The organism is Microbacterium sp. CGR1 (assembly GCF_001266755.1).
Lineage (GTDB): Bacteria > Actinomycetota > Actinomycetes > Actinomycetales > Microbacteriaceae > Microbacterium.
In genome coordinates, this window is record NZ_CP012299.1 from 1,271,592 (window position 1) to 1,291,753 (window position 20,162).

Sequence of the window (20,162 nt, forward strand, 5' to 3'; positions counted from 1 at the left end):
TTCAGTCTACTTTTCGGTGAGGACGATTCGGCGTCGAGGAGCCGTGTCGACGGTGAGATCAGGAGGACCGGAGGGCGCGATCCACGAGTGCGACGACGTTCTCCGTGCCGGTGCGGGTGCCCACCTGCTCGGCGGCGGACTGCATGGCCGTGAGCTGCTGCGGATCGTTCATGACGGGGATCACGAGGCGGCGCACCGCGTCGCCGTCGAAGGTGGCGTCGTCGAGAAGACGAGCGGCCCCGGCTGCCACGGCGGACGCCGCGTTCAGTCGCTGCTCCCCGTTGCCGACGGAGTACGGCACGTACAGCGCGGGGATCCCCAGGGCGCTGATCTCGCTCACGGTGGCTGCGCCGGAACGGGACACGATGAGGTCGGCGAGCGCGAAGGCGAGGTCCATCCGGTCGACGTATCGGCGCATGGTGTATCCCGGCACCTCGGGGTCGGCCAGATCACTGCGTTCGCCCGTGACGTGCAGCAGCTGCCAGTCGGCGGCCAGGATGTCGCCCCAGGAGTCTGCGATGGCCTCGTTCAGCCTCTGGGCCCCCAGCGACCCGCCGAAGACGAGAAGGACCGGGCGCGCCGGGTCGAGCCCGAAGTGCGCGGCGGCCTCATCGCGGGAGGCCGCGCGGTCGAGCTCGATGACCTCTCGACGCAGCGGCATGCCGACCACCTCGCCGCCGCGCAGGGGGGTTCCGGCGAATGCGACTCCCGTGGCCGCGGCGCGTCGAGCACCCAGCACGTTCGCGAGGCCCGGCTTCGCGTTGGCCTCGTGCACGACGAACGGCACGCGCTCACGGCCTGCTGCCACGTATGCCGGGGCGGAGGCATAGCCGCCGAAGCCCACGACGACGTCGACGCGGTGAGCGCGGATGTGATCGCGCACCTGGGCGACGGCGCGGCGGAACCTGGCGGGGAACAACGCGGCCTGCTTGTCGGGCCGACGCGGGAACGGCACCTTGTCGACGATGAGGAGCTCATACCCTCGAGCCGGCACGAGTCGGGACTCGAGCCCCTCGGCCGTTCCGAGCACCAGGATCGAGGCATCGGCGTCCCTGGCGCGCAGCGCATCGGCGACGGCGAGCAGAGGGTTGACGTGACCGGCGGTTCCACCGCCGGCGAGAAGGTACGTGGTCACCGTGTGACCTTACCCCGCCCTGCTGAAGGGGTCCGTGCCGCCGAACGACCCTCGGCGACGGGGATCGTGCGCGCGAACGACAGCAGCACTCCGCACGCGATGAGGACGGCGAGGAGAGCCGTGCCTCCCTGCGACATGAACGGCAGCGGCACTCCCATGACGGGGAACAGTCCGATCACGACGCCGATGTTGAACACGGCCTGACCGGTGATCCAGACGGTGATCCCGCCGGCTGCGACCCGGATGAACGGATCGGCGGTCTTGCGGATGATGTGGAAGGCACCGATGGTGAACAGCGTGAAGAGGGCCAGCACGACGATGCAGCCGATCAGGCCGAGCTCTTCGCCGACGATGGCGAAGATGAAGTCGTTGCCGGCGGCGGGCAGCCAGCCGTACTTCTCCTGCGAGTTGCCCAGCCCCACGCCGAAGATTCCTCCCGACGCCATTCCCCAGATCCCGTGGATCGACTGGTAGCAGTCGCCGGTGTACGCCGACATGTCGGAGCACGTCGCCGTGATGCGACGCATGCGGTCAGGGCTCGTGACGGCCAGCGCGATGACGGCGACGACGCCGAGCAGCACCGGCAGGATGAACAGCCGGAGCTTCACCCCCGAGAAGAAGAGGCAGCCGAGCAGGATGATGACCAGCACCATCGCGGTGCCGAGGTCCTTGCCGGCGATCACCGTCCCGATCGCCAGGGCTCCCACGGGCACCACGGGGATGAAGACCTGATGCCAGGTGCCGAGCATGGTCTGCTTGCGCATCAGGACGTAGCCGATCCACAGCGCGAGGGCGAGCTTGAGGAACTCCGACGGCTGCAGGGTGAACCCGGCGATCATGATCCAGTTGCGGTTTCCGCCGTCCTCGATGCCGAGCGGGGTGAAGACCAGCAGCTGGAGCGCGATGGATCCGAACAGTGCCGGCCACGCCATGCGCTTGAGGAACGTGATCGGGAGTCGGGAGATCAGGAACATCAGCGGCACGCCGAGCACGGCGAAGATGCCCTGCCGAAGCGCGCCGTCCATCGGATTCTCACCCTTCGAGACCGCGGTCGCGCTCGTCGCCGAGAGCACCATCACGAGGCCGAAGATCGTCAGCATCAGCGCAGCCGATGCGATCATCAGGAACTCGGTCGACACGGGGGTGAAACGACGCCCGAGCGACACTCTCGCCGCGAGACCGCGGGAGCCGGTGCTGCCGGGATCAGAGCGCGGGGGGCGTTCGACCTGCGTCATCGGTGCTCCCCCGGTCTATCCAGTCCCGCACCGCTTCGGCGAAGCGGTGTCCTCGATCCGCGTAACTGGAGAACTGATCGAAGGACGCGGCGGCGGGGGCCAGCAGGACTGTTCCCTCGCCATCGACGATTCCCGCGGCGATCTCCACGACGCGATTCATGACCTGACCAGTCTCGCCAGCATCCACCTCGAACACCGGAACCCCCGGCGCGTGTCGCTCGAATGCGGCGACGACGGCTGAGCGCTGGACTCCGATGACGACCGCCGCCCGGGCGGTGGTCCCGGCCGTGGCGACCAGCTCGCCGATGTCGACGCCCTTCAGGTCGCCGCCGACCACCCAGACCGCACCGGGGTATGCGCGGAGCGATGACGCGGCAGCGTGGGGGTTGGTGGCCTTGGAGTCGTCGACCCAGGTGATGCCGCGATGGCGGGCGATGACCTGGATCCGATGCTCGTCGAGACGGAACGACTGCAGAGCCGAGTGGATGGCGCGCGGCTCGACGCCGAGAGAACGAGCGAGCGCACTCGCCGCCAGGATGTTCTGCACGATGTGCGGGGCGGCCAGGCCGGCGTCTCGCAGGTCGGCGACGGTCGTGAGCTCGAGTGCGCTGCTGGCCCGGTCGTCCAAGAACGCACGATCGACGAGCAGCCCCTCCACCACGCCGACATCGCTGGGGCCGGGGATGCCGAGATCGAATCCGATCGCGCGGGCACCCTCGACCACCTCGGCGTCCTCGACCATGAGCCTGGTCGCCTCGTCGGCCTTGTTATAGACGCAGGCGACTCTCGTGTTGCGGTACACCAGGGCCTTCGCATCGCGGTACGCCTGCGCACTGCCGTGCCACACCAGGTGGTCGTCCGCGAGGTTCAGGCACACCGAGGCGTGCGGATACAGCTCGCCTTCGGTCTCGGAGAGTCCGAGGTACCAGAGCTGGTGGCTGGAGAGCTCGACGACGAGCACGTCGAAACCGGCGGGGTCGCGGACCGCGTCGAGAACGGGCACGCCGATGTTGCCGCACGGCGCCGCACGCAGACCTCCCTCGACGAGGAGCGACGCGGTCAGCTGCGTCGTCGTCGTCTTGCCGTTGGTGCCCGTGATGAGCACCCAGTCGGCCGGGGAGCCGTCGGCGCGGGTCACCTTGTCGCGCAGACGCCAGGCGAGTTCGACATCGCCCCAGAGCGCGATGCCGGCATCTTGCGCCCAGCGGATCACGGTGTGCGAGGGAGGGAATCCCGGCGAGGCGATGATGACCTCCGGCGCGAACTCGGTCAGAGCTTCAGGGACCCTGTCCAGCGTTCCCAGCTCCAGACGAGCACCGATCACGGGCAGGAGCTTGGCATACTCCTCCTCCGCCGACTCGGTCAACACCAGGACGTCCGCACCGAGTTCGGTGAGCGTGTCCGCCACCGAGAAGCCGGTCATGGACAGCCCGAGAACGGCGACGCGCAGGCCCGACCAGTCGGCGTTCCAGCTCGTCAGAGTCGCGAGCCTCTCGTCAGTCGACACGAGTCAGCCACTCCACGTAGAAGAGTCCGACTGCCGAGATCGCGAGCAGGCCCGCGATGATCCACATGCGGACCACGATCGTGACCTCGGACCATCCGCGCATCTCGAGATGATGGTGGAACGGACTCATCAGGAAGAGTCGCTTTCCGCGCGTGATCTTGAAGTAGGCGCGCTGCAGGATCACCGATCCGGAGGCCAGGACGAAGACGCCGGCGATCACGAACAGCAGCAGCTCGGTGCGGGTGAGGATCGCCATCGCGGTGATGACGCCTCCGATCGCCATCGAGCCGACATCGCCCATGAAGACCTTCGCCTTGGGAGCGTTCCACCACAGGAAGCCGATCAGGCTCGAGGCGAAGGAGGCCGCGATGATCGCCAGGCTGAACGGGTCGCGGACCTCGTAGCATCCGCCGAGCGCGGCGGTCTCGACCCCCTCGCCCACGCACGACTGCTTGAACTGCCAGAACGCGATCAGGCTGTACGCCCCCACGACGATGACCCCGGCGCCGGCTGCGAGACCGTCGAGCCCGTCGGTGAGGTTGACGCTGTTCGAGGTCGCGACGCCGATGATCGAGATCCACAGCAGATAGAGCGCCCAGCCGAGGATCGCGGTGAACGCGAACAGGTTCAACCACGGGATGTCGCGGAAGAGCGAGATCGAGCCGGATGCCGGAGTCTGATCGAAGGCGTTCGGGAAGTTCAGCGCGACGATGCCGAACGGGATCATCACGACGAGCTGCCCGATGATCTTGCGCCACCCCGAGAGCCCGAGGCTGCGCTGACTGCGCACCTTCATGTAGTCGTCGATGAAGCCCACTGCGCCGAAACCGACCATGAGCCAGATCACGAGAAGCGCGGACAGCGCGGGAGTTCCGCCTCCGACGTACGTGGCCGTGAAGTAGCCGACCATCGTGCCGACGATGAAGATGACGCCGCCCATGGTCGGCGTGCCGCGTTTGGCTTCGTGGTTCGGGTTCTCGATGGCCTCCGGGGTGCGGATGACCTGGCCCCAGCCCCACTTCCGGAACAGCCGGAGGAAGACGGGAGTAAGAAAAAGAGTGAAGGCGAGCGATATGGCCGCCGCCATGATGAGAGATCTCACGAGAACAATTCTCCCAGACGATCGCCGAGGTGCCGGAGCCCTACGGAATTGGAGGACTTCACGAGCACCCGGTCGCCGTCGCGGAGTTCGGAGCGCAGGTACTCGAACGCGGCATCCTGGTCGGCGAAGAACACGGCCTCGCTGTCCCAGGATCCTTCGCCGATCGCGGAGATGAAGAGGCGGCGGGCCTCGGGGCCGACGACGACGATGCGCTGGATGTTCAGACGCACGGCGAGCAGACCGATCCGGTCGTGCTCCTCGCCCGCGGTCTCGCCGAGCTCGCTCATGGCGCCGAGCACGGCGACCGTCCGCTCGCCGGGACCGGTGATCTGCGCGAGAGTCCGCAGCGCTGCGGCCATCGAGTCCGGGCTGGCGTTGTAGGCGTCGTTGATGATGCGCACGCGGTCGTTGCCCATGGGCTGCATACGCCAGCGCTCCGCGATCTCGACCGTCTCGAGACGGTCGATCGCGTCGGCCGTCGACACCCCGAGAACGCCTGCGGCGGCGATGGCCGCCAGGGCGTTGCCGACGTGGTGGGCGCCGAGCACCTGCAGGCGGAGGGGAAGACGCTCCCCCGCCGCTTCGATGATGCACGAGGTGCCGGATGCCGTGACCTCGAGGTCGTGCGCCTGGACATCGGCCGCGTCGCTCTGACCGAAGCCGACGACCCGCATCCCGCGGGACGTCGCGAGCGCGCCCATCGCCGCGACGCGTGAGTCGTCGACGTTGAGCACCGCCGTACCCGTGGGCCTCGCGGCGGCGACGAGCTCGGACTTGGCCTTGGCCGTCGCCTCGATGCCGCCGAAGCCGCCCGCGTGCGCCATGCCGACCATCAGCACCACAGCGACGTCCGGCTCGACGAGTCCGGCGAGGCGGGCGATGCTGCCGGGCCCGTCGGCTCCGAACTCGCTGACCAGGAACCGCGTGCCGTACGTGATGCGCAGCATGGTGACGGGCGCGCCCACCTCGTTGTTGTACGAGTTGATGGGGGCGACCGTCTCGCCTTCGTCGGAGAGGATGCGGGCAAGGAAGTTCTTCGTCGTCGTCTTGCCGTTCGACCCCGTGATCCCGACGATCTTGAGGTCTCCGGCTGCGCGAACGCGGGCGACGACCTCGCGGGCGAGATCGGCGAGGGCGACGATGACGTCAGGGACGACGATCTGGGTGATCTCCTCGTCGACCGGGTGCTCGACGATCGCGAGCGCTGCCCCCGCAGCGAGCGCAGCGCCGACGAACCGGTGTCCGTCCGTCTCCGCGCCCGGCTTCGCGACGAACACGGAGCCGGGGGCCATGGTGCGCGAGTCCGTGTCGACGACACCGTCGATGACGGTGTCGGCGGTGGCAGAACCGGCGAGGCGGAGATCACCCCCGAGGACGGCGGCGATCTCAGCAAGCGACAGGGCGATCATGACGTCTCCAGGCGCGGCGGGGCGCCGTCTATTCGAACTTCGGAAGCAGTGCGTCCATCGGGCTGGAGGACGGCATCACGCGGTAGGTCTTCATGGTCTGGGTCATCGCCTTCTGGAAGGCAGAAGCGGTAGCAGCAGACGATGTAACTCTAGTCGGCTCGTCGAGAGTCACCACCACGACGTACTGCGGATCGTCGACCGGCGCGAAGCCCACCATGCTCGTGTAGTAGACGCCCGACTTGTAGCCGCCCTTGCCGTCCGGGATCTGCGCGGTACCCGTCTTGCTGGTCACCCGGTAGCCGGGAACCTGGATGCGGTCGGCGTTGCCGCCCTGGACGGCCACGTTCTCGAGCATCCGCGTGAGGTCGGCCGCGGTCTGGGGCTTGATGATCTGCTCGGACTCGGGAGCACCCGGTGTGACCACCGTGCCGTCAGCGGCCGTGCAGGACTCGATCAGCGAGAGACCGATCTTCTCGCCGCCGTTGGCGATCGCCTGGTAGGCACCGGCGAGCTGCGGCGCCGTGACCGTGAAGTACTGACCGAACGTGGTGGTGTAGAGCGACTGGTTGTCCCACTCGCTCGTGGGGTGGATCTCCCCCGAGGTCTCACTGGGGAAGCCGATCGTCGTCTCGCCGACGCCGAAGCGCTCGAGGTAGTCGTGACGGACGTCCGGGCTCACCATCGTGCCGAACTTCGACAGCGCGACGTTCGACGAATCGATGAGCGCGCCGGCGAGGGTGTACTGGAAGGTCGGGTGCACGAACGCGTCGTTGATCACGGCGCCGTTGTCGAACTTCTCGTGCGAGGAGGCCGACACCGTGGGACTCGTCATCGTCACACCGCCGTTCTCCATCACCGCAGCGGCCGTCACGGCCTTGAACGTCGATCCCGGCTCGAACGGGTAGGTGAAGAGCTTGCTCACCCACGTCTCGGGCGCTGAGGCGTCGAGATCGTTCGGGTCCATGGTCGGCCATTCGGCCGCGGCGCGGATCTTTCCGGTGCCCACCTCGACGACGGTGACGGTGCCGCCCTTGGCGCCCTGGGCCTGCGCCTCTTCGGCGATCATCTGCTGCATGTACCACTGCAGGTCGCTGTTGATCGTGAGCTGCACGGTGCCGCCGTCGACCGCGTCCACCCTGCTCTCACTGCCGGGGATGACGACCGAGTTCTTGCCGGTGCGGTACGACTCCTCGCCGTCCGTGGGGGCGAGGCACTTCTCGTCCATCTTCTCGATGCCGGCCTGCGCAGTGCCGGTCCCGTCGAGGTATCCGAGCAGGTTTCCCGCCACGGCGCCGTTCGGGTAGACCCTGACCTCGCGCGGCTTCATCACGAGATACGAGCCGACCTTGAGGTCGCGCAGCTCGATGTACTTCTCGGTGCTGAGGCCCTTGACCAGCGGCAGGTACTGCGAATCGGGGTTCTCGGCGAGGGCAGCGGCGACATCGGCACGCAGCTCGTCCGCATCCAGCCCCATGATCTCGGCGATGCGCGTCGACGCCTCAACCCAGGGCAGTGGCGGCGGGTTCTTCTCGTCCTCCTCCAGAAGGCGGATGACCTGGGGGCTGAGCTGCGCGTCGTAGACCATGACGCTCTCGGCCAGCACGGATCCGTCGCTGTCGACCACCGAGCCGCGTTCACCGGGAATCGCGGTGCGGTGCGCGATGAACTCGAGCGACTGTGCGACGTGCTCGTCGGCCTTCACCACCTGGATGTCGACGAGCCGCACGACGAAGGCGGCCAGGATCGCCAGGATCACCGCGAGAGCGACGACCGTGCGTCGCCGGGGTGTCCGGGTGGCTCGTGTCGTCATGGACTCTCTCCGTCAGGTCTCGATGGTGGGTGTGGTCGTCTAGCGAGTGCTGGGGCTCGGGAGTCCGTCGGTGATCGCCGGCGGAAGCTCCTGCGCAGAGTGCCCGGCCGCTCCGTCGGGCGCGGGGTCGTCTGCCGTGGAGGCGTTCACCGGCACGTCGTTCAGCAGGGAGTTGCTCACCGCGCCGGCGCCGTTCGGATCGATGGTCGACGAGCCGGTCGCGCCGGTTCCCTGGCCGAAGACGGCTCCATCGCTCAGGCGGAGGTAGGACGGGGCCCCTGCCACGACCATGCCCAGGGATGCGGCACTGGCGGCGAGCGACTGGGGTGAGCTCATCCCGGTGAGATCCTCCTGCAGGGCGTTCGTCCGCAGATCCAGTTCGTGCTGCTGCGACGTGAGCCCTGCCAGCACGAAGGAGTCCTGGGTGATCGCCAGCGAGAGGCCGATTTGCACGCCTCCGATGGCCATGGCTCCTGCGAGCGCCACCAGCGCGTAGGCGAGCTTCGGCTTGCGGCGGACGGGGGTTCCCGTCACCGGCTCGAGACGCCGACGAGGTGCGCGTTCGGGTGCCTCGGGGAGCGCCCTCGGTCTCGGCGCTGCGACGTTCAGACTCATGAGCTCTCACGCACTTTCTCTGCGGCACGCAGTCGGACGGGGATGGCGCGGGGGTTGCGAGCCCGTTCGGCGTCGTCGGCGAGCTCCGCACCCTTGGTGATGATGCGGAAACGCGGCGCGTGCTCCGGCAGCTCGACGGGGAGTCCCCGCGGTGCGGTGGAGGCCGCACCGGCGGCGAAGGCCTGCTTCACGAGTCGGTCCTCGAGAGACTGGTACGACATCACCACGATGCGTCCGCCGACCGCGAGCGCATCCATGGCTGCGGGAATCGCATCCGCGAGTACGTTGAGCTCGGTGTTCACTTCGATCCGCAGAGCCTGGAAGACGCGCTTGGCCGGGTGCCCGGCCCGCTGAGCAGCTGCGGGCGTCGCCGCCTGGAGGATCTCGACGAGTTCGCCGGAGCGCGTGATCGGCTTCTTCTCGCGTGCGGCGATGATGAAGCGCGCATAGCGTCCCGCGAGCTTCTCCTCGCCATAGCGCTCGAAGATGCGACGCAGGTTGCCTTCGGTGTAGGTCGCGATCACCTCGGCGGCCGTCACGCCCTTCGTCTGATCCATCCGCATGTCCAGCGGCGCATCCTTCGAGTAGGCGAAGCCGCGCTCGGCTTCATCGAGCTGCAGCGACGAGACGCCCAGGTCGAAGAGGATGCCCGAGGCGCCCTGAGCGTGAAGTCCGATCTCGTCATAGACCGTGTGCACCAGCGTCACCCGATCACGGAAACGAGCGAGACGCTCCCCCGCGATGCGCAGAGCGTCGGTGTCGCGATCGAGGCCGACGAGGCGGATGTTCGGGAACCGCTCGAGCAGCGCTTCGGAGTGACCGCCCATGCCGAGGGTGGCATCGACGAGCACCGCTCCGTCCGCCTGCAGCGCAGGGGCGAGAAGCTCGACGCAGCGTTCGAGGAGTACGGGGGTGTGGATGTCGCGGAGGTTCATGATCTTTCTCGGGTGATCTCTGTATCTCGGTGACCAGGGCCCTGATCCCCCTCCGCTTCACGACCCGGCACCGGGGAAGTGTGTCGGGGCAGGAGCGGCGGGGCATCACAGCCGTGGTCAGAAGAGGCCCGGAATCACCTCCTGCTCGAGATCTGCGTAGGTCTCCTCGCCTGCTGCGAGGTAGGTGTTCCAGCTCTCCGCATCCCAGATCTCGGCGTGGGCGCCGACTCCGGTGACGATGAGCTCCTTCTGCAGCCCCGCGTATTGACGGAGGTGCACGGGGATGGTGATGCGGTTCTGACTGTCGGGCATCTCCGCACTCGCACCGGAGAGGAACAGGCGCATGAAGTCACGCGCCTGCTTGTTCGCGAGCGGCGCCTGGCGGATCCGCTCGTGCATCGTCTCGAACTCGGCCGTGCTGAAGACGTAGAGGCAGCGTTCCTGCCCTCGGGTGACGACGATGCCGCCACCGAGGTCTTCGCGGAACTTCGCAGGAAGGATGACCCGTCCTTTGTCGTCCAACTTCGGAGAATGCGTTCCCAGCAACATCAGCCATCACCCCCTCTCCGTCCGGCCAACTCGAGGTGAGCCCCACTTTACTCCACTTTCCTCCACAAACCTACGGTCAATCCCTGTCCAGACCGCTCCTGTGAGTTCGCGTACGACAAAGAGCCGCGGAATTCCGCGGCTCAAGGGCGGTGGAGGACGGTGGAGCGTGAGTGGAGGACGGAGCCCGGCATCACGACGCAGCCCCGGGCCGGCATACGGGTCCGAACGCACGAAGGCCCGGATGCTCAGAGCATCCGGGCCTTCGTGAAGGTGTGTGGGTCAGTTGCCGTCTTGGCGGCGGTCCCATCGATCGTTCATGCGATCCATGAAGGACGCTGAGCTCTGCTGCTTCGCCGCGCGTTCGCGGGGTGCAGCGGAGAGGGGCTTGCGGACGGGGGTCACAGCGATCATGACGCCGCCGAGCATGGCGGCGAATCCGATCACTCCGACCACGACTCCCCAGACGTCCCCGAGGACGACTCCGACGATCAGCCCGCCCACACCGGCGAGGAGCAGAAGGGCTCCGTACACGAGGTTGCGGTAGCTGAGAGCGCGGTCACCAGACGGCGCAGTGACGACATCGGCGTCGTTGTGGAGGAGATGGCGTTCCATCTCGTCGAGCAGACGCTGCTCCTGTTCGGAGAGTGGCATTTCGTCCCCCTCGGGTATTCGTCCGTCCATTCTACGCGCGGTATGCCGCTGCGGGCTAGCTTCAAGGGCCTCCGTTGGCTTTACGTATGCTGGGAGTCGTGCCGTCCCCCTCATTTGTCTCCGACGCCGTCGCCGCACGCCTGCGCCTCTTCCTCGACCGGATGCGAGGCGAGTCGGCCGAATACGGCCCGGATGCCGAAGGCCTGATCGACTCGGCAGCCGACACCCTGGTGGGTGGCAAGCGCCTGCGGGCCCGTTTCTGCCACGCGGGATGGCAGTCGGTCGCACGTTTCCGCGACCGCGACGCCGAAGAATCGACGGGCCTCTGGGACGTCTGCGCGGCTCTGGAGATCTTCCAGTCGGCCGCACTGGTGCACGACGACCTGATCGACAACTCCGACACGAGGCGGGGACGTCCGGCGGCCCACCGCGCACTCGAAGGCGCGCACGTCGCAGCCGGATGGCGAGGCGACCCCGCCGCCTTCGGCCGCTCGTCGGCGATCCTGCTCGGTGACCTGCTGGTGGCCTGGAGCGACGACCTCCTCGAGGAGGCGATCGAGCCGCTCCCCCATGCCTCGGCGGTCCGCCGCGAATACGGACGGATGCGACGGGACGTCACCGTGGGCCAATTCCTCGACATCGCGGAGGAGTCCGCCTGGAGCGTCCACGCCACGGACTCGCACGTCGAGCGTGCGCTTCGCGTCGTCTCCCTCAAATCTGCGAGGTACAGCATCGAGCAGCCCCTCGTGCTCGGTGCAGCGATCGCGGATGCCGACGAGGACCAGCTTCTGGCGCTTCGCGAGTTCGGCCATCCGGTCGGGATGGCCTTCCAGCTGCGCGACGACCTGCTCGGCGTCTACGGCGACGCCGCCGTGACCGGCAAACCTGCCGGTGACGACCTGCGCGAGGGCAAGCGCACCGTGCTGGTCGCTCTGACGAGGCAGACTCTCGACGCGTCCGCTCGCACCCTGTTCGATGAGATGCTCGGCGATCCCGACCTCACCAGCGAGCAGGTCGCATTCCTCCAGGCGACGATCACGGCCTCCGGCGCCCTGGAGCGCGTGGAGCGGATGATCGACGACTATGCGCGGGAAGCAGATCGCGCTCTCTCCGGAGCGCGGCTCGACAACACCGCTGTCGGAGACCTGCGCGACCTCGCACGCGCTGCGACGGTGCGCTCGGCCTGAGCGCGAACCGCTTCAGAGACCTCGGTTCAGGCGAGGGTGCGCGCGACCCTGCGGACAGCACTCTTGTGTCCGGCCAGGAGCGCATCGATCGGCGAGCGACCCAGTTCCTCCTCGGGAGCGAGGAGCCAGTCGATGACCTCGTCGTCGGAGAAGCCTGCATCCTGAAGCACGATGATCGTGCCGCGCAGCGAGGGCAGCGGGTGGTTGTCGACGATGAACACCGACGGAACCGCGAACACGCCCGAGCGGCGCGAGCCGACGAGGTAGTGCTCGTCGATGAGCCTGCGCACACGACCGAGGGCCTCGTCGAGGACCTCCACGAGGTCGGGCATCGTGAGCCACTCGGTGGCGGTGACGCCGGCGGCGCTCACGGCGTTCGCGGACGCAGCCTCGGGCTGCGAGGTTTCAGACGGGTTGCTTCCAGACGGCACAGACACGTTGCAACTATCTCACCTCTGAGCGCCGATCGCACTTTCCGCATCGGGGCTTCGGTTCACATCGGCACCATCCGCACCATCCGTCACTCCTGTTGACATCCGTTTACATCCATGTCAGCGTGGGCGGACGCCGAACAAGGGGGATCCCCGTGAGAACGCCTGCCGTCGCGCGACGAACGCGCACTCTTCAGCTCGGGGTGCCCGCCGCCCTCTTGGGCACACTGTCTGCGGGGATCGCTGCCACCCCCGCATCCGCCGACGCGGTCTCGTCTCCGATCGAACGACTGCAGGCGACGCCGACGCGGATCGCGCCGACCGAGGCGCCTCCTGCCGTGTACACGGTGCGGCCGGGCGACACGATTTCGTCGATCGCGAACCGGTTCGGTCTGCGCACCGTCGACGTCCTCGCTTGGAACGGACTCAGTTGGCGTTCGGTGATCTACCCGGGGCAGACGCTGTCGTTGGCAGGAGCGAGCGCCCCCTCGCCGGCCCCGGCCCCGGTTCAGGCGGCACCGACGGCGACGCACACCGTCGTCGCCGGCGAGACCGTGTTCGGCATCGCGCAGAAGCACGGGACGAGCGTCGACGCTGTTCTCGCCGCGAACGGCCTCGACCGGTCGTCCGTGATCTACCCCGGCCAGCAGCTCGCGCTCAGCGGCGCGTCAGCTCCGTCGGCCGCACCACCGGCATCCCCCGCGCAGACAGCCGCCCCCGTTCCGACCGCGACCGGTGGCCAGGCGCACGCTGTCGCCGCAGGAGACACCCTGTTCGCCATCGCGAAGAAGTACGGCACGACCGTCGCGCAGCTCCTCGCGCTGAACGGCCTGGGTTCCGGAGCCATCATCTACCCCGGCCAGTCGCTGACCGTCGCGCCGGCTCCGGCTCCGACGCCCGCCCCGGCGGCGGCCACGCCCCCTCCCCAGCTGTTCGCGAACCTCGACGCCGAACAGGCCGCGAACGCCTCGCTCATCATCCGCGTCGGACGCGAGCTCGGCGCGCCCGACCGCGCCATCGCGATCGCTCTCGCCACCGCCATGGTCGAATCCAGCATGCGCAATCTGTCGTGGGGTGACCGCGACTCCCTCGGCCTCTTCCAGCAGCGCCCCAGCATGGGCTGGGGTTCGCCCGAGCAGGCGGTCGACGCCGACCGGAGCACCCGTGTCTTCTTCGGCGGCTCGTCGGATCCGAACGGGCAGGCCTCCCGGGGGCTCTTCGACATCTCAGGCTGGGAGAGCATGTCATTCACGGATGCCGCGCAGGCCGTCCAGATCTCCGCGTATCCCGATCGTTACGGCCAGTGGGAGACCCAGGCCCACCAGTGGCTCGGTGTCCACGGGTGACGCGCTTCCGGGCAAACCCGCAGGTGCAAGGGGCGAGCCGCTCCCGGGGCTTTCAGGCAGTTCTCCATAGAATCTTGACGTGACGACCAATCAGCAGGCCGACCCCCTCATCGGGCGGCTTGTCGACGGTCGGTACCGCGTGCGCGCCCGAATCGCCCGTGGAGGCATGGCGACCGTCTATGTCGCCACCGATCTTCGCCTCGAGCGGCGCATCGCTCTGAAGGTCATGCACGCGCACCTGAGCGACGACTCCGCCTTCCAGAGCCGGTTCATCCAAGAGGCACGAGCTGCCGCGCGGCTGGCCGATCCCCACGTCGTCAACGTGTTCGACCAGGGCCAGGACGGCGAACTCGCATACCTGGTGATGGAGTACCTTCCCGGCATCACGCTGCGCGAACTGCTGCGCGAGCAGAAGCGGCTCACGATCCCGCAGACGATCACCATCATGGATGCCGTGCTCGCCGGCCTCTCCGCAGCGCACCGCGCCGGGATCGTGCACCGTGACGTGAAGCCCGAGAACGTGCTGCTGGCCGAAGACGGACGCATCAAGATCGGCGACTTCGGTCTCGCCCGTGCGACCACCGCGAACACGGCCACCGGACAGCAGCTGCTCGGAACCATCGCCTATCTCGCACCCGAGCTCGTCACTCGCGGCACTGCCGACGCCAGAAGCGACATCTACGCGCTGGGCATCATGCTGTACGAGATGCTCGTCGGCGAACAGCCGTACAAGGGCGAGCAGCCCATGCAGATCGCCTTCCAGCACGCCACCGAGTCCGTGCCGCGTCCGAGCGTGCGCAATCCCGGCGTGCCGGAGGAGCTCGACGAACTCGTGCTCTGGGCCACGGAGAAATCGCCGGATGAGCGTCCCGACGATGCGCAGCAGATGCTGGAGCGACTGCGCGAGATCGAGCGTGGACTCGGGATCGCACCCGCCGTCGCCGCTGCGACGACATCGCAGCGCTCGCAGGCCGACTCCGCGGACCTCACCAAGGTCATGCCGAGCACGATGGTCATCGCCGACCCGACCGCCCCGGTCACGGCCGCCGTCGACAACGCGACGCTCCTGCGTCGCCGCTCATCACGACGTCGCGCGCGCGGAGCGTTCCTTCTGACGCTGGTGCTGCTTCTCGCGACCGTCGCCGGTGGTGTCGGCTGGTGGTTCGGGTCCGGTCCTGGTTCACTCGTCGCCGTCCCGGGGGTGGCCGGTCTGTCGTACGACGACGCCGCATCGGCGTTGACCGCAGAGGGCTTCGTGCCGGTGCGCGGCGAGGAGAGCTCCATCGACATCGCCGCCGGTGAGACGATCCGTACGGACCCCGGCGAGGGCGAACGCCTCGACAAGGGCACCGAGATCACCGTCTTCGTGTCCTCGGGTCCGGCGTCGCACACAGTGGAGACCCTCAACGGCAAGACCGAGCAGGAAGCTCGCGACTACCTCGCGGACATCAGGATCAACGTCACAGAGACCTCCCTGCAGCTCTTCTCCGACGCCGAGGCCGGGCGCGTGATCAACGCCTTCGTGACGCCTCGCGACGGCGGCGAGGTCTATGCGTGCGCCGAGGGCTGCGAGCTGCGCGAGGACGACACGGTCGAGCTGTACGTCTCCGCCGGCGCGTTCCCCGATGTCGCGGGAATGAGCGTCGATCAGGCGACGAACACGCTGCGCGACAAGGGCGTCGAGGTCAACCCGGAGTCGCAGTTCGTCTTCAGCGACTCGGTCGCGAAGGATGTCGTCATCGGCGTCACCGACCGCGCCGAAGAGGGCAATCGGCGCCCCGGCGATACCGTTCAGCTGATCGTCTCGAAGGGACCCGAACTGTTCCCCGTGCCCGAGGTCGAGGGGATGAGCCGCGACGAGGCCGCCCAGGTGATCCGGAATGCCGGTTTCGAACCGACCTGGAACGGCATCTGGAACGCTTTCCCCAACGACTTCACCGAGGTCAGCGGGTCCGATCCGGGTGCCGGCGCGCAGCGCCCGAAGGGCACCGAGATCACCCTCCAGATCCGCAGCAGCGCGTTCTAGGAGGCGGGCGGTCCCCGCGCTTATCGCCCGCGGCTGCACGCCGGCCGCCCGTCGCCGCCGCCACCACACAGAAAGGGTCCTCTCCGACTACGGAGAGGACCCTTCTGTCTGATGGATCGTGGTCAGCGCTTCTCGAGCTCTTCGGCCACGAGGAAGGCGAGTTCGAGCGACTGCATGTGGTTGAGACGCGGGTCGCACAGGCTCTCGTAGCGGGTCGCGAGGGCGGCCTCGTCGATGTGCTCGGATCCGCCCAGGCACTCGGTGACGTCGTCACCGGTGAGCTCGACGTGGATGCCGCCGGGGAACGTGCCCACGGCCCGGTGTGCCTCGAAGAAGCCGCGGACCTCGTCGACGACGTCATCGAAGCGACGCGTCTTGTACCCCGTGGGCGTCGTGATGCCGTTGCCGTGCATGGGGTCGGTGACCCACAGCGGCTGCGCGCCCGAGTCGCGGACGGCCTCGAGCAGCGGCGGCAGCGCGTCGCGGATCTTGCCCGCGCCCATGCGCGTGATGAACGTCAGACGGCCGGGCTCGCGGTCGGGGTCGAGCTTGTCGATCAGCGCGAGCGCCGTATCGGGTGACGTGGTCGGACCGAGCTTCACGCCGATGGGGTTGCGGATCTTCGAGAAGTAGTCGACGTGCGCACCGTCGAGTTCACGCGTGCGCTCCCCGATCCACAGGAAGTGCGCCGAGGTGTTGAACGGCGTGTCCGTGCGGGAGTCGATGCGGGTCATCGGGCGCTCGTAGTCCATCAGCAGGCCCTCGTGCCCGGTGAAGAACTCGACGCGGGTGAGCTCGTCGAAGTCGGCGCCGGCCGCCTCCATGAACTTGATGGCCCGGTCGATCTCGGCCGCCATGCGCTCGTAGCGCTGGTTCGCCGGGTTCTGCGCGAAGCCCTTGTTCCACGAGTGCACCTCGCGCAGATCGGCGAAGCCACCTTGCGTGAACGCGCGGATGAGGTTCAGCGTCGACGCGGCCGTGTGGTATCCCTGCAGCAGGCGGCCGGGATCGGCGCGGCGGGACGCCTCGGTGAAGTCGTAGCCGTTCACGATGTCGCCGCGGTAGGCGGGAAGCGTGACATCGCCACGGGTCTCGGTGTCGCTCGACCGCGGCTTGGCGAACTGGCCGGCCATGCGACCCATCTTCACCACGGGCATCGATGCGCCGTACGTCAGCACCACGGCCATCTGCAGGACCGTCTTGATCCTGTTGCGGATCTGGTCGGCGGTGGCACCCGCGAAGGTCTCTGCGCAGTCGCCGCCCTGCAGCAGGAACGCCTTGCCGGACGCTGCTCGCGCAAGACGATCGCGGAGGTTGTCGACCTCGCCGGCGAACACCAGGGGCGGGAGCGTCGAGATCTGCGTGGAGACCTCGGAGACACGCTCTGCGTCGAGCCACTGAGGCTGCTGTTTGATCGGGAGCGAGCGCCACGCATCAAGCGCGTCGATGTGGTGCTGGAGCATGTGTCCAGCCTAGTGCTCGCGACGAAGCCGGGACGCCTCAGGAGCGCTGTGTGACGCGGGCCGGGAGCCGGTCCTTCACGGTCGACGCGTACACGTCGTCGTACTGCTGCTCGCCCAGTCGCTGGAGGGCGACCATGATCTCGTCAGTGACCGAGCGGAGGATGTAGCGATCGTTCTCCATGCCCGCGTAGCGGGAGAAGTCCAGGGGCTCTCCGATGACGATCCCGACCCGCACCACGCGCGGCAGGCGCTGCCCGATGGGCATCGCGGTGTCGGTGTCGACCATGATCACCGGGATCACCGGGACCTTCGCCTCCATCGCCATCCGGGCGATGCCCGTGCGGCCACGGTAGAGCCGGCCGTCGGGGCTCCGCGTGCCCTCCGGATAGATGCCGAGCAGGTCGCCGCGTCCGAGTACCTGCAGGCCGGTGTTGAGAGAGGCTTCGGACGCCTTGCCGCCGGAGCGGTCGATCGGGATCTGCCCCGTCGCCTTCATGAAGAACTTGGTTGCCCAGCCCTTGATCCCGCGCCCGGTGAAGTAGTCGCTCTTGGCGAGGAACGACATCGGTCGGTCGATCATCAGCGGCAGGAAGATGGAATCGGCGAAGGAGAGGTGGTTGCTGGCGAGGATCGCCGCGCCGTTCGCCGGGATGTTCGCGCGCCCGACCACCCATGGTCGGAATATCGCTTTGACCACGGGACCGATCGCCACGTACTTCATCAGCCAGTAGAACATCGAGGTGAAGTCTAGCGTCGTGCTCGGCATCCGCCACAGCCGCGGTCTCGCGAGACCCGATCGGCGACTGAGTGTCACCTGATATGCGACCGAGTGTCATGCTCTAGACTCGTGTGCAACCCAGTGCCCGACCGGTACCGAAGGAGCTGCCGTGGTCCAGTTTGAAGTCCCCGCCGTCGTCCCCGCCGACCCAGACGCGAACATCGCCGACCTGCTGGCGAAGCGCGTCCAGGCGACTCCCGATCGCCCCCTCTTCGCAGTGCCCGATGGCGACGGATGGCGCGACATCACCGCAGCCGACTTCGAGACTGCGGTCATCGCGCTGGCCAAGGGCTTCGTCGCCGCGGGCATCCAGCCGGGTGAGAAGGTGGGCTTCCTCGCACGCACGACCTACGAGTGGACTCTCGTCGACTTCGCGCTGTTCTACGCCGGCGCCGTGATGGTCCCGATCTACGAGACCAGCTCTCCTTCGCAGATCCAGTGGATCCTCGAGGATTCCGGTGCCATCGCCCTCGTGGTCGAGTCGCCGGAGCACTTCGCTCGGCTCGACGAGGTGCGCGGCGACCTCCCGCTGCTCCGCGAGGTATGGCAGCTGCACCTCGGAGCGATCGATTCGCTGACCGCCCAGGGGGCATCCGTCACCGATGCCGAGATCGAGCGTCTCCGCAACATCGCCGTCGGTTCTGACATCGCCACCCTCATCTACACCTCGGGGTCGACCGGCCGCCCCAAGGGCTGCGTCCTCACACACAGCAACTTCGTCGAGCTGTGCCGCAATTCCGCGACGGCACTCGACGCAGTGGTTCAGACACCGGGTTCCTCCACGCTGCTCTTCATCACGACAGCGCACGTGTTCGCGCGCTTCATCTCGATCCTCAACATCCACGCCGGCGTGCGCACCGGACACCAGCCCGACACTCGACAGCTGCTGCCGGCGCTCGGGTCGTTCAAGCCGACCTACCTCCTCGCCGTGCCGCGCGTCTTCGAGAAGGTCTACAACTCTGCTGAGCAGAAGGCCGAGGCCGGTGGGAAGGGGAAGATCTTCCGCGCCGCCGCCGACGTCGCCATCCAGCACTCGAAGCTCGTCGAGGAGGGCAAGAGCATCCCGATCGGGACGAAGCTCAAGTTCGCGCTCTTCAACAAGCTCGTCTACAGCAAGCTGCGTGAAGCCATGGGCGGCAGAGTCGTCTACGCGGTGTCGGGCTCCGCTCCCCTCGGTTCGCGTCTGGGCCACTTCTTCCACAGCCTCGGCGTCGTGATCCTCGAGGGATACGGTCTCACCGAGACGACTGCTCCGGCGACCGTGAACCTGGCCGACAAGTCGAAGATCGGCACCGTCGGCCCCGCGCTCCCCGGTGTGGGTGTGCGACTCGCGGACGACGGTGAGATCCAGGTCCGCGGCATCAACGTCTTCAAGGAGTACTGGAACAACCCCGAGGCGACCGCAGAGGCGTTCAGCGACGGCGGCTGGTTCCACACGGGCGACATCGGCAGCTTCGACTCCGAGGGCTTCCTGACCATCACCGGTCGCAAGAAGGAGATCATCGTCACGGCCGGCGGAAAGAACGTCGCGCCGGCCGCGCTGGAAGACCCGATCCGCGCGAATCCGATCATCGGACAGGTCGTCGTCGTCGGCGACCAGCGTCCGTTCATCTCCGCGCTCGTCACGCTGGATCCCGAGATGCTTCCGACCTGGCTCGGCAACGCAGGCCTCCCGAAGGAGATGTCGCTCGCCGAGGCCGCCACGAACGATGCCGTCCGTGCCGAGATCCAGAAGGCGGTCGATGCCGCCAACGCCCGCGTGTCGCGCGCGGAGTCCATCCGCAAGTTCACCGTTCTCGACAGCGAGTGGACCGAGGCCTCCGGTCACCTCACTCCGAAGCTGTCGATCAAGCGCAACGTGATCATGAGCGACTTCGCCGACGAGATCGCTGCCATCTACGACGAACCCGTCTCGACGACCAACGTCGCGATCGGCGGCTGAGGCTCGCGAGACAGCAGAAAGGCCCCGCTCCGGCGGGGCCT

Annotated in this window: 17 protein-coding genes; 4 read left to right on the forward strand and 13 right to left on the reverse strand. The window is 67.7% G+C overall.

Translation table 11 applies throughout. From position 1 onward, the window contains the following. Positions 1 to 58 precede the first annotated feature (58 nt). The 10 genes from AKG07_RS06120 to AKG07_RS06165 all read right to left on the reverse strand — a co-directional run bounded on the left by AKG07_RS06120 (position 59) and on the right by AKG07_RS06165 (position 10,948). The gene (locus tag AKG07_RS06120) at positions 59 to 1,135 is read right to left on the reverse strand and encodes a UDP-N-acetylglucosamine--N-acetylmuramyl-(pentapeptide) pyrophosphoryl-undecaprenol N-acetylglucosamine transferase (protein ID WP_053096761.1); all 1,077 of its coding nucleotides are present in this window, start codon (positions 1,133 to 1,135) and stop codon (positions 59 to 61) included. After that, positions 1,132 to 2,370, reverse strand: a complete 1,239-nt coding sequence (ftsW, locus tag AKG07_RS06125) for a putative lipid II flippase FtsW (protein WP_053096763.1) — start codon at positions 2,368 to 2,370, stop codon at positions 1,132 to 1,134. Before ftsW ends, AKG07_RS06120 begins: the two co-directional genes overlap by 4 nt. Continuing rightward, positions 2,339 to 3,877 (reverse strand): UDP-N-acetylmuramoyl-L-alanine--D-glutamate ligase, encoded by a 1,539-nt coding sequence (gene murD, locus AKG07_RS06130; RefSeq protein WP_053096765.1) that lies wholly within the window; start codon positions 3,875 to 3,877, stop codon positions 2,339 to 2,341. The genes ftsW and murD overlap by 32 nt, the downstream gene beginning before the upstream one ends. Continuing rightward, a complete protein-coding gene (gene mraY, locus AKG07_RS06135) occupies positions 3,867 to 4,979 on the reverse strand; it encodes a phospho-N-acetylmuramoyl-pentapeptide-transferase (protein ID WP_053096767.1) in 1,113 nt (370 codons plus the stop codon). Before mraY ends, murD begins: the two co-directional genes overlap by 11 nt. Then, positions 4,976 to 6,388, reverse strand: coding sequence for a UDP-N-acetylmuramoyl-tripeptide--D-alanyl-D-alanine ligase (locus AKG07_RS06140; protein ID WP_053096769.1), 1,413 nt, complete (start codon positions 6,386 to 6,388; stop codon positions 4,976 to 4,978). The genes mraY and AKG07_RS06140 overlap by 4 nt, the downstream gene beginning before the upstream one ends. A gap of 28 nt (positions 6,389 to 6,416) precedes the next feature. Then, the gene (locus AKG07_RS06145) at positions 6,417 to 8,198 is read right to left on the reverse strand and encodes a peptidoglycan D,D-transpeptidase FtsI family protein (protein ID WP_053096771.1); all 1,782 of its coding nucleotides are present in this window, start codon (positions 8,196 to 8,198) and stop codon (positions 6,417 to 6,419) included. Positions 8,199 to 8,237: 39 nt separating this feature from the next. Beyond that, positions 8,238 to 8,813 (reverse strand): hypothetical protein, encoded by a 576-nt coding sequence (locus AKG07_RS06150; protein WP_053096773.1) that lies wholly within the window; start codon positions 8,811 to 8,813, stop codon positions 8,238 to 8,240. Continuing rightward, positions 8,810 to 9,748: a 16S rRNA (cytosine(1402)-N(4))-methyltransferase RsmH gene (gene rsmH / locus AKG07_RS06155; RefSeq protein ID WP_053096775.1), complete on the reverse strand. Its 939-nt coding sequence runs from the start codon at positions 9,746 to 9,748 to the stop codon at positions 8,810 to 8,812. The genes AKG07_RS06150 and rsmH overlap by 4 nt, the downstream gene beginning before the upstream one ends. A 117-nt stretch (positions 9,749 to 9,865) precedes the next feature. Next, complete coding sequence (gene mraZ, locus AKG07_RS06160; protein WP_053096776.1) at positions 9,866 to 10,297, reverse strand: division/cell wall cluster transcriptional repressor MraZ; 432 nt, start codon at positions 10,295 to 10,297, stop codon at positions 9,866 to 9,868. 279 nt (positions 10,298 to 10,576) lie between these two features. Then, complete coding sequence (locus AKG07_RS06165; RefSeq protein ID WP_053096778.1) at positions 10,577 to 10,948, reverse strand: DUF3040 domain-containing protein; 372 nt, start codon at positions 10,946 to 10,948, stop codon at positions 10,577 to 10,579. 86 nt (positions 10,949 to 11,034) lie between these two features. Between AKG07_RS06165 and AKG07_RS06170 the strand changes: the two genes are divergently transcribed. After that, positions 11,035 to 12,135 (forward strand): polyprenyl synthetase family protein, encoded by a 1,101-nt coding sequence (locus AKG07_RS06170; protein WP_053096780.1) that lies wholly within the window; start codon positions 11,035 to 11,037, stop codon positions 12,133 to 12,135. A 26-nt stretch (positions 12,136 to 12,161) separates the two neighbouring features. On the opposite strand, the gene AKG07_RS06175 is transcribed toward AKG07_RS06170, so the two are convergent. Further along, a complete protein-coding gene (locus AKG07_RS06175; protein WP_332257703.1) occupies positions 12,162 to 12,506 on the reverse strand; it encodes an Rv2175c family DNA-binding protein in 345 nt (114 codons plus the stop codon). Between the two features lie 215 nt (positions 12,507 to 12,721). Between AKG07_RS06175 and AKG07_RS06180 the strand changes: the two genes are divergently transcribed. Continuing rightward, positions 12,722 to 13,912, forward strand: coding sequence for a muramidase family protein (locus AKG07_RS06180; RefSeq protein WP_053096782.1), 1,191 nt, complete (start codon positions 12,722 to 12,724; stop codon positions 13,910 to 13,912). A gap of 79 nt (positions 13,913 to 13,991) precedes the next feature. Beyond that, positions 13,992 to 15,938 carry a Stk1 family PASTA domain-containing Ser/Thr kinase gene (gene pknB / locus AKG07_RS06185; RefSeq protein ID WP_053096784.1) on the forward strand — a complete coding sequence of 649 codons (1,947 nt, stop codon included), beginning with the start codon at positions 13,992 to 13,994 and terminating at the stop codon, positions 15,936 to 15,938. A 122-nt stretch (positions 15,939 to 16,060) separates the two neighbouring features. Here the strand turns inward: pknB and AKG07_RS06190 are convergent, their stop codons facing one another. Both AKG07_RS06190 and AKG07_RS06195 read right to left on the reverse strand, forming a co-directional pair. After that, positions 16,061 to 17,401, reverse strand: coding sequence for a class II 3-deoxy-7-phosphoheptulonate synthase (locus AKG07_RS06190; protein ID WP_053096786.1), 1,341 nt, complete (start codon positions 17,399 to 17,401; stop codon positions 16,061 to 16,063). Between the two features lie 37 nt (positions 17,402 to 17,438). After that, positions 17,439 to 18,137 (reverse strand): lysophospholipid acyltransferase family protein, encoded by a 699-nt coding sequence (locus tag AKG07_RS06195; RefSeq protein ID WP_053099163.1) that lies wholly within the window; start codon positions 18,135 to 18,137, stop codon positions 17,439 to 17,441. A gap of 151 nt (positions 18,138 to 18,288) precedes the next feature. Between AKG07_RS06195 and AKG07_RS06200 the strand changes: the two genes are divergently transcribed. After that, positions 18,289 to 20,121, forward strand: a complete 1,833-nt coding sequence (locus AKG07_RS06200) for an AMP-dependent synthetase/ligase (protein ID WP_053096788.1) — start codon at positions 18,289 to 18,291, stop codon at positions 20,119 to 20,121. Positions 20,122 to 20,162 lie beyond the last annotated feature (41 nt).

Excerpts from the sequence above, each read along its gene's own strand:
- AKG07_RS06150 (WP_053096773.1), bottom strand. The coding sequence starts at position 8,813 with ATGAGTCTGAACGTCGCAGCGCCGAGACCGAGGGCGCTCCCCGAGGCA.
- AKG07_RS06190 (WP_053096786.1), bottom strand. The coding sequence starts at position 17,401 with ATGCTCCAGCACCACATCGACGCGCTTGATGCGTGGCGCTCGCTCCCG.
- rsmH (WP_053096775.1), bottom strand. The coding sequence starts at position 9,748 with ATGAACCTCCGCGACATCCACACCCCCGTACTCCTCGAACGCTGCGTC.
- AKG07_RS06170 (WP_053096780.1), top strand. The coding sequence starts at position 11,035 with ATGCTGGGAGTCGTGCCGTCCCCCTCATTTGTCTCCGACGCCGTCGCC.
- AKG07_RS06145 (WP_053096771.1), bottom strand. The coding sequence starts at position 8,198 with ATGACGACACGAGCCACCCGGACACCCCGGCGACGCACGGTCGTCGCT.
- AKG07_RS06165 (WP_053096778.1), bottom strand. The coding sequence starts at position 10,948 with ATGCCACTCTCCGAACAGGAGCAGCGTCTGCTCGACGAGATGGAACGC.
- mraZ (WP_053096776.1), bottom strand. The coding sequence starts at position 10,297 with ATGTTGCTGGGAACGCATTCTCCGAAGTTGGACGACAAAGGACGGGTC.
- AKG07_RS06140 (WP_053096769.1), bottom strand. The coding sequence starts at position 6,388 with ATGATCGCCCTGTCGCTTGCTGAGATCGCCGCCGTCCTCGGGGGTGAT.
- ftsW (WP_053096763.1), bottom strand. The coding sequence starts at position 2,370 with ATGACGCAGGTCGAACGCCCCCCGCGCTCTGATCCCGGCAGCACCGGC.
- AKG07_RS06195 (WP_053099163.1), bottom strand. The coding sequence starts at position 18,137 with ATGTTCTACTGGCTGATGAAGTACGTGGCGATCGGTCCCGTGGTCAAA.